The following is a 14,345-nucleotide window of genomic DNA, read 5'->3' on the forward strand; positions in this document are numbered from 1 at the left end:
ATCTACATGTTGTGATCGTGCGGATCCTTGCGAACGTCGCCGACATAGAGGATGACCGTCTCCTTGCCGTCGTTCTTCCACCAATGCGACGTGCCGAACACCTCGGCTCTCAGATCGCCGGCCTTGTGCAGGATCGGCTCGGCGCAGTTGCTGGCATATTCGATGATCTCGCCCTGCTGAACGAAGATCAGCGCCGGGCGATCGTCATGGCTGTGCCACGGCACGATGCCGCCGGGCGCGATGGTCAGCTTGCGGAAGCGCAACTCGCGGTCCTTGATATTGGCGGGCTGCTTGGCGAGATCGATCGCGCCAAGCGTGACGTCGGTAACGCCGACCGCCTTGACGTCGGCTTTCTCACGTACGCCGGCCTTGATCCTGTCGGCCGGACACTCGCCGGCGCGGGCGCCGGACGCCGCGATCACCGTCGTAGCAACGGCCAGGACGAAAGCAGCGCTCAGGCGGCGCGCGCGTGTAGGTGCGATCTGCATCAACATGTCATTGTCTCCTCTGATGGAACAGCGGCCCGCGCCGAGCGGGCATCGCGAGGCGCACCATCGGGGAGCAGGGGACATGATGGAAATGCATCCTTTCTCTGGAGCCGATAGACCGCCGCTATCGATAGGCGGACGCTATCCTCGCGATTGGACAACGGCATTTCTCAAGCAGAGCAGGTCGCGCTTGTAATGCGGACGCCCGATGACGGGCGACAGCATTCATGAGGAGGAGATATCCATGACCCGCCTGTCCAAGACCTTGATCGCCGCGGCCGTGGTCGCGGTCTCTGCCACCGCAGCCATCGCGCAAGGCGGTCTCGATCTCGCGCCCGGCATGGCCTATGTCTACAGCGCCGGCAAGACCAGCATGATGACGATGGCCGCCGGCGACGCCAATCATCGGGCCATGATGCGCCACGCCAGGAAGGTGCCGAACAACACCGTCTTCTTCATGAGCGACGGGCAGCTCTATTCGGCGTCCGGCATGCTCGATCCCACCGGCAATTTCTATCGGCCCTGAGCGCGACGGTCGGGCAGGCCGCCCTTGTGGTCGGCTTGCCCGGGAAACTATCATGGTTGGGGTCCTGAACCTGCCGGAGCTGCTCATGACAGTGCTTTCACCCGCGGATGCCGAGCGGCTCAGACAGGCCTTCCTGCAATGCAGGGAGATGCAGGGCACCCTGCGTCAGCAGCTCGAGGCCTATGCCGCTGCGGGTCGCGAGATCTTTCCGGCCTACGCATCCGCCGTCGACCGCCTGGTGGCGCGGCTCGGAGACAACGGCGGCGGCGAGACTGCGCCGCGGCCCGGTGAGACGATGCCGCCATTCGTCCTGCCCGATGAGGCTGGCCGGCTGGTGAGCCTGCAATCCTGCCTCGTCCGGGGGCCGGTCGCCGTGATGTTCTTCCGCGGCCATTGGTGCCCCTATTGCCGGCTCAACGTTCGCGCGGTGATCAAGGCGCAGGAGCGCATCGACGCCGCGGGCGGCGCGATCGTCGCGATCATGCCGGAGCTGCAGGCGTTCACGCAGCAGTTCAAATCGGACGCCGGCGCCACCTTCCCTGTGTTGACGGACCTCGACAACGGCTATGCCTTGTCGCTCAACCTCGCGATCTGGCTTGGTCGTGAGATCCAGCAACTACTGGCGCACCAGGACCTGGCGAGCTTCCACGGCAATGACGGCTGGGTGTTGCCCATTCCGGCTGCCTTCGTGGTCGGGCGTGACGGTCTCGTAAAGGCGCGTTTCGTCGATCCCGATTTCCGCAAGCGGATGGAAATCGACGATCTGGTCGAAGCGCTTCGCCAGGCCGCGGCTCAGGACAGCTGAGCGAGCCATTCCTGCCAGTTCCTGCCGCGCAGCATGCGCATCACGGTCGAGGCAACCGCCGTGCGTTCACGGCCAGCAACGCCGTAGAGATGAACGGTGCGCCGCACGTCGAGTCCGTCGACGGTGGCCCGATGCAGGGTCTCCGGCAGCGTGGTCGTTTGCGGCACCACACCGATGCCGACTCCGGCTTCCATCAGCGCGATCAGGTCGCGTTCGGAGTGGACATCATGAGTTCGTCCGAGGTCGACGCCGCGTTCGCGGAGCAGCGTGCGCAACCTGTCCGCATGTTCGCAATAGTTGCGGCACAGCAACGCGTCACCGCCCAGATCATCGATCGCGATCGGATCCTGCCCGGCCAGCCGGTGCCGGCTGCTCACGGCGAGCGCGAAGTCCTCCGTGAAGAGAGGCCAGACATCCAGCCGATCCCAGGTCTCGTCGATCTCCGAGGCGATGCCGAGCTCCGCTTCGCCGCTCTTCAGATGCTCTGCGATCATGCGGCTGCTGCCGCGTAGAAACCTGAGCTCGAGCTGGTTGAACTGGCGCTGCAGCTGATCGAGCAGCGGGATCAGCAGCGCAAGGTCGACCGAGTCGGCGAGCGCGATCCGGAGCGTGCCGAGCTCTCCGCTCTTGAAGGACGAGGCGAGGGTTCGCGCGCCAACGGCAGCCTCGTAGCATTGCTTCAGCAGTGGATGCATGCGCTGGCCGAGCTCGGTGAGTTGCGCGGCCGGCCGCTCACGCCGGAACAAGTCGCCACCGAGCTCGGCTTCGAGCTGCTTGATCGCACGCGTCAGCGACGGCTGCGTCACGTTGCATTCCTCGGCCGCGCGCGTGAAGTGCAGCAGCCGGGCAACGGCAAGAAAATACCGAACCTGATGCATTTCCATCGAGGTGCTCCGTTCGATCGGGCTGACGTCCCGGGTGCAATATCCTACCAAGCGGGGCTTGGCACCAGCGATTGCGATAGCGAGCACCTATCGTGTGGCGAGCCAAACGGCATTTCCATTGGTCATGGCGGCCCGGCAATTTGTGCAGGCACGGGGCTCAACTGCTCGGACGAAGGCGACGCCATGGCTGTAGATTCACTGAAAGCCCGATCCACATTACCTCCGTTGTCCGGCAGGGTGGCGGTGATCACCGGCTCGACCAGCGGCATCGGTCTGGGGATTGCGCAGGCACTTGCCGGTGCCGGGGCGCACGTCATGCTGAACGGCTTCGGAGCTCCCGAGGAGATCGGCCGCATCAGGTCGCAGATCGCTGCGGAGTTCGGTGTTCGCACCGGCTATGCTGCGGCCGACATGACGCAGCCGGAAGCGATCGCGAGCATGATGGCCGGTACCCTGCAGGAATTTGGCCGTATCGACATCCTGGTCAACAACGCCGGCATTCAACACGTCGCGCCGCTCGAGCAGTTTCCCGTCGAAAAGTGGGACGCCATCGTTGCGGTCAATCTCTCGTCGGCGTTCCACACGATGCGGTTGGCACTGCCGTCGATGCGGCGGAATAGCTTCGGTCGCATCATCAACATCGCCTCGGCGCATGGCCTCGTCGCGTCGCCGTTCAAATCGGCCTATGTCGCTGCCAAGCATGGCATCATCGGCTTGACCAAGGTCGCGGCGCTGGAGGCGGCCGAGATCGGCATCACCTGCAATGCGATCTGTCCAGGCTACGTCTACACGCCGCTGGTCGAGGCGCAGATCGACGGACAGGCCAGGGCGCACGGCATCTCCCGCGATCAGGTCATCCGCGATGTCCTGCTGGCGCAACAGCCGAACAAGCGCTTTGCAACGGTGGAGGAGATCGGTGCGCTCGCCGTCTTTCTCGCCAGCGATGCCGCCGCATCGATCACCGGTGTTGCCCTGCCGGTCGATGGTGGTTGGACCGCACATTAGCGGTTGGGCGATGTAACAGCGACGGGAAACCTGCGAACAGGACAATGCATCAGGAGGGAGACATGAGGAGGGAGACATGGCCGACGTCGACGACACGATGTGCGCGATGATCGATCGCGGCAGGCTGCCCGGGCAGGTGGTTCTCGTCCTGCAGGGCGGTGGTGCGCTCGGTTCATACCAGGCCGGCGTCTATCAGGCGCTGCACGAGGCTGGTCTGGAGCCGGACTGGGTGATCGGGACATCGATTGGCGCCATCAATGCCGCTCTCATCGCCGGCAGCCCGGTGCAGGAGCGCATGACGCGGCTGCGGGAGTTCTGGAAGCGGATGCACCGGCGGCCAGCCTGGACAGTGCGCACGGCCTTTCCGGATTTCAACGAGCGGCTGTCCTATTGGACGACCGTGACGCATGGGATTCCGGGCTTCTTCCGTCCCAACGCCCTGGCGCATGCCGGGGAGTCCTATCCGCTCGGTGCCGAGCAGGCCGGCTATTACTCGACCGCTCCGCTGCGCGAAACGCTGCAGGAGCTCGTCGACTTCGATCGTCTCAACAATGGCGGTCTACGCCTCACGGTCGGGGCGGCGCATGTCAGGACGAGCCGGATGCGCTATTTCGACAGTCGCGACGAGGTGCTGGATGTCCGCCACATCCTGGCATCGGGCGCGTTGCCTCCCGCGTTTCCGGCAGTTCGCATCGATGGCGAACTGTATTGGGACGGCGGCATCCTGTCGAACACGCCGACCGAGGTCGTGTTCGACGACAATCCGCGAAAGGACTCGCTGATCTTCGCCGTGCATCTGTGGAATCCCGAGGGAGCCGAGCCGACGACCATGGCGGAGGTGTTCAACCGCCACAAGGACGCGCAATATTCGAGCCGGATCTCGAGCCATATCGCGCGCCAGCAGCAGACGCATCGGCTGCGGCATATCATCAATCAGCTTGCGGTTCATTTGCCGGAGTCGGCCCGCAATGATCCGGCGATCCGCGATCTTGTCAGTCACGGTTGCCAGACGCGGATGCATGTCGTCCGGCTGCTGGCCCCGCAACTCGCTCGCGAGAGCCATACCAAGGATATCGATTTCACCGAGCGAGGCATCATCGCGCGCTGGACTGCGGGCTATCAGCACACGCGATCGGTCCTGCAGCGCAGGCCCTGGTCGGGCGAGCACGATCCGCTCTCCGGCGTGGTGTTGCACGATCCCTCGGTGACGCTTGCAGCGGCTGCGGAGTAGAGGGCCCGATGAGCCGAGTCGATCCGATTGGCGCGGTATCGCGGCATTCCGATACCGCTCGGATCAGCTCGGTTTAAGGGATTAGTCGCCATTCGTTCTTAATCATTATGGCGCGGCAGCATCGCCGCGATTCGTGTTTGCCGACCGCGCGGGGACGTCGCCGGAGGCCGCTGCGCCAGCGCGTATCGGCCGACGCGAGCGTGACCGGCCGGGCAGCGATATTTGATTGGGAACGGCCGATGTCCGAGCGCTCGGTGCTGCAGAATGAGACGATCAAGCCGGAGACCGGTGCGGTCAGTCTCAAATGGAAAATTCTTGCCGGCAATCTGCTGACCGGCTTCTTCGCGATGGCCTTCGCCTTTGCCCTCGCATGGAGCGGGTGGGGCGACTTGCGCAAGCGCGAGCGGGCGGAGCAGGTTCTGAACGCCTTCGAGCTCGCACTGAAGGTCAATGCGCAGATCCCGCTCGAGCGCGGCCAGTGGAATCTGCTCGCGGCGGCCGGGTCCGCGTCGGCGGATGATGTCGCCAAGCTCGACACGGCCATCGCCACGACGGACGAGTCGCTGGCACGGGCCAAGACCGCCGCGCAAGTTGCGGGCCTGCCGACGACCAACATCGATGCCGCAGCGACGACACTGCGTGGCGTCCGTTCGGCGGCGCGCAACGCTGTACCGCTTCCGGCCGCGCAGCGTCCGGCGAACATCCAGGCGACGACCACGGATGGCCTCGGTCGGGCGGCCGAGTCCCTGAATGCCGCCATCGACGAGACCGCGATCGAGCTGTCGGGGGCCGGTGGCGAGGTCGAGAACCTGTTGCCTTCGGCTCAGCTTGCGCAGCTGTCGCAATCGATGCGCACGATCAACGGCGCGCGCTCCGCCGTGCTGCGCTTCTTCATCCAGAACGTCAGCTGGACCCCGGCGCGTCTTGCCGAGGTGACCGAGCAGAGCGGACAGGTGACCCTGCTGTGGCAGCAGATCGAGCTCGCGGCGCGCAGCGTTCGCAATACGCCGGAGGTGTCCGCCGCGCTGGAGCACGTGCGCACGACCCTGATGGGTGCTGGCGAACAGCGCTACCGTCAGATCGTCACGGCGGGGCGCGACGGACAGCCGTCGCCGGTCACGGCTGAGGAATGGGGCCGCTGGACCACGCCGATGCTGAACAACGTCATCGTGCTGCGCGATGCGGCGCTGAAGTCCGCGCATCAGGCCATCGATCAGGCGATCGGCGCGGCGCGGCTGCGGCTGTTCATCGCGCTCGGCGTTCTGCTGCTGGTGGCGATCGTGTCGGTCGCCGTGGTCATCGGCGTCGTCCGCGGCGTCATCGGCCCGCTGGTCGGACTGACCGGCGTGACCCTGCGCCTCGCCAATGGCGAGCTGAGCGCCGATATTCCGAACGAGTCCCGCAAGGACGAGATCGGCGCGATGGCGCGCGCCCTGAAGATCTTCAAGGACGCGCTGATCGCCAAGAAGGCCTCGGACGAGGCCGCGCAGCGCGACGCGCAGGCGCAGATCGATCGGGCCCAGCGGCTGGATGCGCTGACGCGCAACTTCGAGTCGACGATTGCCGACATCGTCAACACCGTGTCGTCGGCGGCCTCGGGCCTCGAAACGTCGGCGGATATGCTGACAAACACCGCTAGCCGCTCGCAGGAGCTCAGCACGGTGGTGGCGGCTGCGTCGGAGGAAGCGTCCGCCAACGTTCAGTCGGTCGCCTCCGCCACCGAGGAGCTCTCCTCGTCGGTGACCGAGATCAGCCGTCAGGTCCAGGCGTCGGCCCGCATGGCCGGCGACGCCGTGCAGCAGGTGCGCCAGACCAATGGGCGCGTCGCCGAGTTGTCGCAGGCCGCAGCCCGCATCGGCGACGTCGTCGAGCTCATCAACAGCATTGCCGGACAGACCAATCTCCTCGCACTCAACGCCACCATCGAGGCGGCGCGCGCCGGCGACGCCGGCCGCGGTTTCGCGGTGGTTGCGACCGAGGTGAAGGCGCTTGCGGAACAGACGGCGAAGGCGACCGAGGAGATATCACAGCAGATCTCGGGCGTGCAGGCCGCGACGCAGGAATCGGTGAATTCGATCCAGGCGATCAGCTCGACGATCGAGCGGCTTGCCGAGATCGGAGCAGCCATTGCGGCGGCGGTCGAAGAGCAGGGCGCGGCAACGCAGGAAATCTCGCGTAACGTGCAGCAGGCCGCCCACGGCACCCAGCAGGTCTCGTCCAACATCACGGACGTGCAGCGCGGCGCCTCGCAGACCGGCACGGCCTCCGCCGAGGTGCTGTCGTCGGCCAAGTCGCTGGCTGGAGATTCCAACCGCCTCAAGCGGGAGGTCGGCAGCTTCCTGGAAGCGGTCCGCGCAGCGTAAGAAGCCGTCCTTTCAAGCGGGCTACGACGCCAGCATCTTCCGGTACAGTGCGTTGTAGCAGGCGGCCGACAGGTTCCAGCTGAATGAGCGTGCCATCGCCGACAGCCGCATCTCGTTCAGCCGTTCGGTGCTGGTGAACGCCGAAAACGCGCGCTTCACCCCGCCGAGGAAGGATTCCGCCGACGGCTTCTCGAACAGGAATCCGGTCTCGCCATCGGTGATGGTCTCGGCGAGGCCGCCGGTCTGGTGGCCGATCGGCAGCGAGCCGAAGCGCTGGGCATACATCTGGCTCAGGCCGCATGGCTCGAAGCGCGACGGCATCAGGGTGAAGTCGCTGCCGGCGAAGATGCGCCGCGCCTGTGCATCGTTGAAGCCGATGGCGACCCCGATCGCGTCCGGCCGGCGGCGGTGGGCCTCCATCAGCGCGCGCTCGATGGCGGGCTCGCCGGTGCCGGTGACCACGATCTGGCCGCCGGCGCCGACGATCTCATCGGCGGCTTCCAGCACCAGGTCGATGCCCTTCTGATGGACGAGGCGCGCGACGATGCCGAACATCGGACCGCGCGACACGGCGAGGCCGAACTGCTTGCGGACGTAGTCGGCGTTGGCCTTCTTGCCCTTCCAGTCGCCCGCGGCGAAGGGCTGCGCCAGCTGCTGGCAGTAGCGGGGATCCCAGCTCTCGTCGATGCCGTTGAGAATGCCGGTCAGCTCATCGGCATTGGAGCGCTGCCGGAGCAGGCCCTCCAGCCCGCAGCCGAGCTCGGGCGTCGTGATCTCCTGGGCATAGGTCGAGCTGACCGTGGTGAGATGCGACGCATAGATCAGACCGCCCTTGAGAAAGGACAGTTTGTCGTAGAACTCCAGACCGTCGATGTGGAACGAGGATTCGGGGGCGCCGATCCGGCGCAGCGACTCGCGCGGGAACAGGCCCTGATAGGCGAGGTTGTGGATGGTCAGGATCGACGGTACGTCGACCCCGCGCCACGCCAGATAGGCCGGCACCAATGCGGCCTGCCAATCATTGGCGTGGACCAGATCGGCTGCCCAGTTCTTGTCCAGCGTGCCCGCCGCCAACTCGGCGGCGGCGGCGGCGAGACGGCCGAAGCGGATGTCGTTGTCCGCCCAGTCCTGCCCGCTTTCGTCGCCATAGGGGTTGCCTGGCCGGTCGTAGAGCTCGTCGCAGAGCAGGACGTAGACCGGCAGGCCGTCGCGGGTCGACGACCGCCCCAGGGCGCAGCCCGGCATCTCTGCCAGGGGCGCGCAGTGGCCGACGATCTCGATGTGAGTGAGTTGCTCGATCACGTCCCGGTAGCCGGGCAGCATGATCCTGACATCGGTGTGTGAGCGCAGCGCCCGGGGAAGTGCCGCCGAAACGGCAGCCAGTCCGCCCACCCGGACGAAATCGTCCATTTCGGTCGTAACGAACAGAACCCGCAAGAGATGTCCTCGATCAAGCCCCATGTTCGTCCTATGCAAGAAAAGGTCCAAATTCAGTCATGAAGAAAGGCGCTGCCGCACCGCGGCGGGACGCCAAACGCTTTCGACATCGAATGGTTCGATCTAGAAACGACCTGCACAACGATCGATGGCTTACGCTTTGTGAATCCGCGACGGCAAAGCGGACCTTCGGCCTCGGTGCCGAGCGAGAAGAGTTCAAACCAGGGAGCTGCCAGGGTGAGTCTAGTGGGAAACGATGAGAGCCGTTTGACAGGATGTTTCGAGGGACTGCGCGTCCTCGACTTCTCGACCACCATCGCCGGCCCGCACTGTGCCCGCATGCTTGCCGATATGGGAGCGGAGGTGATCAAGATCGAGTCAGTCGAAGGTGAAACCATGCGCACCCGGCCTCCGATGCGTCATGGCTGCTCTACCGCTTTTGGTCAGCTCAACGTCGGCAAGAAGAGCGTCGCGCTCGACCTCAAGTCGCGCGACGGTGTCGCCGCGGTGCGTCGGCTGGTCGCATCGGCCGATATCCTGGTTGAGAACTTCCGCCCTGGAGTGATGCAGCGGCTCGGGCTGGACTATGCGGCCTTGAGCGCGCTGAATCCGCGGCTGATCTACTGCTCGATCTCGGGCTACGGCCAGACCGGCCCATCGGCGGAACTCCCGGCCTACGCCCCGGTGATCCATGCGGCTTCGGGCTACGACATGGCGCATCTCGCCTACCAGCCGGGGCGCAGCCGACCCGATTATTGCGGCATCTACCATGCCGACGTCGTCACCGGGACCTACGCGTTCGGCGCCATCGCCTCCGCTCTGTATCAGCGCGAACGCAACGGGCGCGGCCAGCACATCGACTGCTCGATGCTGGAATCGATGCTGAGCCTGACACTGAACGAGATCCAATGGTCGCAATTTCCCGTCGCGCAGCCGTCGCGGCCGACCTTCGGCCCGGCGGAGTGTCGCGACGGCTATGTGATGATCGCCATCGCCAGCGAGAAGACGTTCCAGAACCTGATGACCGCGATCGGCCATCCGGACTGGGTCGATGATCCCAGATTCGCAAAATATTCCGACCGGCGGGCAAACTGGGGGGCGCTGATGGATGGCGTGGAAGCCTGGTCGCGCCGGCTCACCGTCGCCCAATGCCTGGAGGCATTGAATGCGGGCGGCGTGCCAAGTTCGGCCTACCGCAGTGTGGCCGATGCGCTGGCTGATCCGCAGATCGCGCATCGCGGCGCGCTGGCCGATGTGGAGGATGCCGCCGGCAACTTCAAGGTCGTCAACCTGCCGTTTCGGATGTCGGAAGCGAAGGTTGCGGCCGGCCCGCGGGCCGCAAGCCTCGGAGAGCACACCGTGGAAATCCTGCGGGGGGCTGGCGTAGGCGACGCTGCAAAACCTTGAGCCCGCTAAGGCAAAACGCTGCAGGGCTGCCATGACCGCAGGCGCTGCGCGCAGCCTTGCCGCTCCTCGCGTTTCCAGCCAATGTCGCGATATCGCAAGAACAGTCCGGACCAGCCGGACGCGCTCATGCCGGGGAGGAGGTCCAAGGCGACGTTGCCGCGCGCAGCCTCGCCGCTCGTCCCGTCGATGCGCCGTCCGGTCGCGCCCGCACCGGACTACGGGAGTGAAACCATGAAGAGCTTCAAGGTCACCGATTTCAATGCGCCGCTGACCGAGGTCGACGAGCCGACACCGCAACCATTCGGCAAACAGGTGCTGATCAAGGTGAAGGCGGCCGGCGTCTGCCACAGCGATCTGCACATCTGGGAAGGCGGCTATGATCTCGGGCACGGCCGCAAGCCGCTGTCCCTCAAGGATCGGGGCGTGTCGCTGCCGCGGACCATGGGCCATGAGAGCGCCGGCGAGATCGTGGCGTTCGGGCCGGAGGTCACCGAGGCGGAGAAGGGCGGGCTGAAGGTCGGCGACGTCGTGCTGGTCTATCCCTGGATCGGCTGCGGCAAGTGCGCGACCTGTCTCGCCGGCGACGAGAACATGTGCCTGAAGCCGGCCTCGCTCGGCGTCTATTGCGACGGCGGCTATGCCGACCACATGACGGTGCCGCATCCGCGCCACCTGATCGATCTCAAGGGGCTCGATCCGGTGACGACCGCGCCTTACGCCTGCTCCGGTGTCACGACCTACAGCGCGCTCAAGAAGGTCGAGAAGGATTTCGACACGCCGATCGTGATCTTCGGCGCCGGCGGCCTCGGGCTGATGGCGCTGTCGCTGTTGAAGGCAATGGGCGGCAAGGGTGCGATCGTGGTCGATATCGACGCGCGCAAGCGCGAGGCGGCGCTGGCGGCCGGCGCGCTGGCGGCGGTCGACGGCAAGGCGCCGGATGCGCTGGAGCAACTGAACAAGGCCGCAGGCGAGCCGATCCGGGCCGTCATCGACCTGGTCGGCAATGCCGCCACCGCGCAGCTGGGCTTCGACTGCCTCACCAAGGGCGGCAAGCTGGTCATCGTCGGCCTGTTCGGCGGCGGCGCGCCGTGGGCGCTGCCGCTCATTCCGATCAAGGCGGTGACGATCCAGGGCAGCTATGTCGGCAATCTCCGCGAGACAAAGAAGCTGCTCGACCTCGTCCGTGCCAAGCACATCGCGCCGATCCCGGTGACGCCGATGCCGCTCGCCAAGGCCAACGATGCTCTGCGTGAGCTGCAGAAGGGTCAGCTGGTCGGCCGCGCCGTGCTGACGCCGTAGGACACACCCTCTCCATCGTCATTGCGAGGAGCGAAGCGACGAAGCAATCCAGAGTCTCAACCTGGGCCCTGGATTGCTTCCGCCGTCGCCCTTCGGGCTAAGGCGGACAAGTCGCTTCGCTCGCAATGACGGCGCTAAATCCCTCGTGTGACGAAGAAAAAAGCATGCCCTCCACCAACGCACTCCACATCGCAGTCCTCCCCGGCGACGGCATCGGGCCGGAGGTCATGGCGCCGGCACTTGAAGTGCTGCGCAAGGTCGAGGCCAAGGCCGGCCTGTCGTTCCGGTTCACCGAGGCCCAGGCCGGTGCGAACAACTATCTCGCGACCGGCGTCTCGATCGCCGACTCCACGATCCGGCTGTGCGAAGAGGCGGACGCGATCCTGCTCGGCGCCTGCGGGCTGCCGTCGGTGCGCTATCCCGACAACACCGAGATCGCGCCGCAGATCGAGCTGCGCTTCCATTTCGACCTCTATGCCGGCGTGCGGCCGGCGCGGCTGATTCCGGGCGTGCCGAGTCCGATCGTCGGCGCCGCCGAGCGCGGCATCGACTTCGTCGTGATCCGCGAGTCCACCGAAGGCCTGTTCGCTTCGATGGGCAAAGGTGTCGTGACACATGAGGAGGCGCGCGAGACCCTCGTCATCACCCGCAAGACATCCGAGCGGCTGTTCAACTTCTCCTTCAAGCTCGCCGCCCGGCGCCGCGCGCGCGGCCGCTCGGGGACTTTAGCCTGCGTCGACAAGGCCAACGTCTTCAAGGCCTTCGCCTACTTCCGTAAGATCTTCGACGAGGTCGCTCAACTTCATCCGGACGTGAAGACGGACCGCCTCTACATCGATGCTTGCGCGCTCATGCTGGTGAAGCGCCCGTGGGATTTCGACGTTCTGGTCACCGAGAACATGTTCGGCGATATCCTGTCCGATCTCGCCGCCGGTCTCGTCGGCGGCATGGGCATGGCGCCGTCGGCCGACATCGGCGATCGCCAAGCCGTGTTCCAGCCCTGCCACGGCACCGCGCCCGACATCATGGGGCAGGGCAAGGCCAACCCGACCGCGATGATCCTGTCGGCCGCGATGATGCTGGACTGGCTGGCGGACACCCATGGCATCGAGGGGGCAGCCGAGGCGGCCCAGCGGATCGAGCAGGCCGTCGACCAGGTCTACGCATCCGGCCTCAAGCCATTCGAGTTCGGTGGCAATGCCGGCACGATCGACGTGACCAGGGCGGTGCTGGAGGCGCTCTAACGTCCCTTGAAGGCTGGCTTGCGCTTCTCCATGAAGGCGCGGCGGCCCTCGCGGAAATCCTCCGAATCCATGCAGATGTCGCCGATCCGCTTGATGGCTTCCATGTCGCGGCGGCTTTCGTCCTTCAGCACCTCGGCGATGGTGATCTTGGCGGCCTTGACCGCCAGCGGCGCATTGACGGCAATGGTGCGGGCGATCTCCAGCGTGGCCGGCAGCAGTTCGTCGTTGCTCATCATCCGGTCGACGAGGCCGATCCGCAGCGCCTCCGCGGCATCGATCCGCAGGCCCGTATAGAGCAGCAGCCGCGCCTGCGACGGGCCGACCAGTGACACCAGGTTGCGCAGGCCGTCATAGCCATAGGCGATGCCGAGCCTGGCGGCGGGGATGCCGAACTGGCTGTCCGCGGCGGCGAAGCGCATGTCGGTCAGCATCGCGATCTGCAGGCCGCCGCCGAGGCAGAAGCCGCTGATGCAGGCGATCGTCGGCTTCGGGTAGCCGGCGAGCAGCGCCCGCTGGGCGGCGCTTCGCTCGGCATAGGCCTCCGAGGCCGCGGCATTGTGGCGGCTCTGCTCGAACTGGCTGATGTCGGCGCCGGACACGAAGGCCTTGCCGCCGGCGCCGGTCAGCACCACGACCCGGATCGCGTCATCGTCGCGCAGCGCGACCAGTGCCTGGCCAAGCCCCTCCCACATCTCCAGCGACATCGCATTGCGCTTGTCCGGGTTGTTGAAGGTGATGATGCCGACGCCATCGCCCGCTCTGGTCATGAGGATCTTGTCCCCGGCGAAGGTGGTGGGGAGCTCGGAGATAGTCGGCATGTGGGTCCGTCCGCAGGAGGGCAGGCGGCCGGCATCGTTCACCGCGCCGGTGACGGCGTCAATGCAAGTTCAGGACATGATGGGCAGGCAAAGGGACGTTCGGGCCGAGCTCTCGACCTGTGCACGGGTGGCCCAGGAGAGGACGCGCAGCGTTCATGATCAGCGTCGGCCGGACGGAACCGAAACGCCGGCATGCGGCCACTTCCTATGACGGCAGAGAGCACGAGATTATAAAAGCGACGAAGCCTCAGACCGCGCAGCGATCGCTGTGCGGACGAGAAGGGCCGGTGTGTCGGCCGCGCCGATCGCTCGGCCTTGAGCCGAGGCAGTGAACTCGCCCGAGCTGGCAGAGCGCCTGGCGCCCCCAAGTTGCGCCCTCGAGCGAAGATGGCCCATATCCATCACGGGCAGACCTGTCTGACGGATCAGACAGCCTTGCCTATTCTTCGTTCGCTGCGATCGATTCCATCAAGGATACCAGCTGACGTTGCACGGTCTGGTCCTTGATCTTGCTGTAGGCGCGCAGCAACCGCAGGCTGAAGGCTGAGTCCAGGAACAGGAGGCTCTCGACCTCGCGCGCCTTGCTGTCGCCGTCGTAGAAGAACGTCACAGGCACGTCGAGCGCGGTGGCGATCTGCTGCAGACGCGCAGCGCCGACCCGGTTGACGCCCTTCTCGTACTTCTGGACCTGCTGGAAGCTCACGCCGAGCTTCTCGCCGAGCTCGGCCTGCGAGATCTTCTGCTCTACACGCCGCAGGCGAATCCGCTTGCCGAGCTCGATGTCGGGCTTGCCCGCACTGCGCTGCTTCATTTTCTTTGCCGCTGATTTGTTCATACT

At 65.7% G+C, this 14,345-nt stretch carries 13 protein-coding genes; 8 read left to right on the plus strand and 5 right to left on the minus strand.

Features of this window, described 5'->3' with window-relative positions; genetic code table 11:
- Window positions 1-2: 2 nt before the first annotated feature.
- On the minus strand, window positions 3-488 hold the full coding sequence (locus tag ACQR0U_RS16245) for a cupin domain-containing protein (RefSeq protein WP_434843593.1): 486 nt from the start codon (window positions 486-488) through the stop codon (window positions 3-5).
- Between the two features lie 244 nt (window positions 489-732).
- Here ACQR0U_RS16245 and ACQR0U_RS16250 point away from each other — a divergent pair, with 244 nt between their 5' ends.
- A complete protein-coding gene (locus tag ACQR0U_RS16250; protein ID WP_315715711.1) occupies window positions 733-1,014 on the plus strand; it encodes a hypothetical protein in 282 nt (93 codons plus the stop codon).
- A gap of 85 nt (window positions 1,015-1,099) precedes the next feature.
- Window positions 1,100-1,819, plus strand: coding sequence for a peroxiredoxin-like family protein (locus ACQR0U_RS16255; RefSeq protein ID WP_315715712.1), 720 nt, complete (start codon window positions 1,100-1,102; stop codon window positions 1,817-1,819).
- Here ACQR0U_RS16255 and ACQR0U_RS16260 read toward each other — a convergent pair.
- Window positions 1,807-2,703: a LysR family transcriptional regulator gene (locus ACQR0U_RS16260; RefSeq protein ID WP_315715713.1), complete on the minus strand. Its 897-nt coding sequence runs from the start codon at window positions 2,701-2,703 to the stop codon at window positions 1,807-1,809. The genes ACQR0U_RS16255 and ACQR0U_RS16260 overlap by 13 nt on opposite strands.
- A gap of 183 nt (window positions 2,704-2,886) precedes the next feature.
- On the opposite strand from ACQR0U_RS16260, the gene ACQR0U_RS16265 reads away from it, so the two are divergent.
- The 3 genes from ACQR0U_RS16265 to ACQR0U_RS16275 all read left to right on the plus strand — a co-directional run bounded on the left by ACQR0U_RS16265 (window position 2,887) and on the right by ACQR0U_RS16275 (window position 7,302).
- On the plus strand, window positions 2,887-3,708 hold the full coding sequence (locus ACQR0U_RS16265; protein ID WP_434843571.1) for a 3-hydroxybutyrate dehydrogenase: 822 nt from the start codon (window positions 2,887-2,889) through the stop codon (window positions 3,706-3,708).
- A gap of 76 nt (window positions 3,709-3,784) precedes the next feature.
- Window positions 3,785-4,939 (plus strand): patatin-like phospholipase family protein, encoded by a 1,155-nt coding sequence (locus ACQR0U_RS16270; protein ID WP_434843570.1) that lies wholly within the window; start codon window positions 3,785-3,787, stop codon window positions 4,937-4,939.
- Between the two features lie 239 nt (window positions 4,940-5,178).
- On the plus strand, window positions 5,179-7,302 hold the full coding sequence (locus ACQR0U_RS16275) for a methyl-accepting chemotaxis protein (RefSeq protein ID WP_434872185.1): 2,124 nt from the start codon (window positions 5,179-5,181) through the stop codon (window positions 7,300-7,302).
- Window positions 7,303-7,323: 21 nt separating this feature from the next.
- Here the strand turns inward: ACQR0U_RS16275 and glgA are convergent, their stop codons facing one another.
- Window positions 7,324-8,739 carry a glycogen synthase GlgA gene (gene glgA, locus ACQR0U_RS16280; protein ID WP_315715717.1) on the minus strand — a complete coding sequence of 472 codons (1,416 nt, stop codon included), beginning with the start codon at window positions 8,737-8,739 and terminating at the stop codon, window positions 7,324-7,326.
- 339 nt (window positions 8,740-9,078) lie between these two features.
- Here glgA and ACQR0U_RS16285 point away from each other — a divergent pair, with 339 nt between their 5' ends.
- The 3 genes from ACQR0U_RS16285 to ACQR0U_RS16295 all read left to right on the plus strand — a co-directional run bounded on the left by ACQR0U_RS16285 (window position 9,079) and on the right by ACQR0U_RS16295 (window position 12,689).
- Complete coding sequence (locus tag ACQR0U_RS16285; protein WP_434872203.1) at window positions 9,079-10,146, plus strand: CaiB/BaiF CoA transferase family protein; 1,068 nt, start codon at window positions 9,079-9,081, stop codon at window positions 10,144-10,146.
- 231 nt (window positions 10,147-10,377) lie between these two features.
- Window positions 10,378-11,445: an alcohol dehydrogenase gene (locus tag ACQR0U_RS16290; protein ID WP_434872186.1), complete on the plus strand. Its 1,068-nt coding sequence runs from the start codon at window positions 10,378-10,380 to the stop codon at window positions 11,443-11,445.
- 164 nt (window positions 11,446-11,609) lie between these two features.
- The gene (locus ACQR0U_RS16295) at window positions 11,610-12,689 is read left to right on the plus strand and encodes an isocitrate/isopropylmalate dehydrogenase family protein (protein WP_316170615.1); all 1,080 of its coding nucleotides are present in this window, start codon (window positions 11,610-11,612) and stop codon (window positions 12,687-12,689) included.
- Here the strand turns inward: ACQR0U_RS16295 and ACQR0U_RS16300 are convergent.
- Entirely contained in the window at window positions 12,686-13,507 is an 822-nt protein-coding gene (locus ACQR0U_RS16300; protein WP_316225098.1) for an enoyl-CoA hydratase, read from the minus strand. The two genes, ACQR0U_RS16295 and ACQR0U_RS16300, sit on opposite strands and share 4 nt — an antisense overlap.
- A 439-nt stretch (window positions 13,508-13,946) precedes the next feature.
- Entirely contained in the window at window positions 13,947-14,342 is a 396-nt protein-coding gene (locus ACQR0U_RS16305) for a helix-turn-helix domain-containing protein (RefSeq protein WP_015668220.1), read from the minus strand.
- Between the last annotated feature and the right edge of the window lie 3 nt (window positions 14,343-14,345).

The sequence above is a fragment of the Bradyrhizobium sp. HKCCYLRH3097 genome (assembly GCF_051167875.1).
Lineage (GTDB): Bacteria > Pseudomonadota > Alphaproteobacteria > Rhizobiales > Xanthobacteraceae > Bradyrhizobium.

Excerpts from the sequence above, each read along its gene's own strand:
- ACQR0U_RS16245 (WP_434843593.1), bottom strand. The coding sequence starts at position 488 with ATGCAGATCGCACCTACACGCGCGCGCCGCCTGAGCGCTGCTTTCGTC.
- ACQR0U_RS16250 (WP_315715711.1), top strand. The coding sequence starts at position 733 with ATGACCCGCCTGTCCAAGACCTTGATCGCCGCGGCCGTGGTCGCGGTC.
- ACQR0U_RS16255 (WP_315715712.1), top strand. The coding sequence starts at position 1,100 with ATGACAGTGCTTTCACCCGCGGATGCCGAGCGGCTCAGACAGGCCTTC.
- ACQR0U_RS16260 (WP_315715713.1), bottom strand. The coding sequence starts at position 2,703 with ATGGAAATGCATCAGGTTCGGTATTTTCTTGCCGTTGCCCGGCTGCTG.
- ACQR0U_RS16265 (WP_434843571.1), top strand. The coding sequence starts at position 2,887 with ATGGCTGTAGATTCACTGAAAGCCCGATCCACATTACCTCCGTTGTCC.
- ACQR0U_RS16270 (WP_434843570.1), top strand. The coding sequence starts at position 3,785 with ATGGCCGACGTCGACGACACGATGTGCGCGATGATCGATCGCGGCAGG.
- ACQR0U_RS16275 (WP_434872185.1), top strand. The coding sequence starts at position 5,179 with ATGTCCGAGCGCTCGGTGCTGCAGAATGAGACGATCAAGCCGGAGACC.
- ACQR0U_RS16285 (WP_434872203.1), top strand. The coding sequence starts at position 9,079 with ATGCTTGCCGATATGGGAGCGGAGGTGATCAAGATCGAGTCAGTCGAA.
- ACQR0U_RS16290 (WP_434872186.1), top strand. The coding sequence starts at position 10,378 with ATGAAGAGCTTCAAGGTCACCGATTTCAATGCGCCGCTGACCGAGGTC.
- ACQR0U_RS16295 (WP_316170615.1), top strand. The coding sequence starts at position 11,610 with ATGCCCTCCACCAACGCACTCCACATCGCAGTCCTCCCCGGCGACGGC.
- ACQR0U_RS16300 (WP_316225098.1), bottom strand. The coding sequence starts at position 13,507 with ATGCCGACTATCTCCGAGCTCCCCACCACCTTCGCCGGGGACAAGATC.
- ACQR0U_RS16305 (WP_015668220.1), bottom strand. The coding sequence starts at position 14,342 with ATGAACAAATCAGCGGCAAAGAAAATGAAGCAGCGCAGTGCGGGCAAG.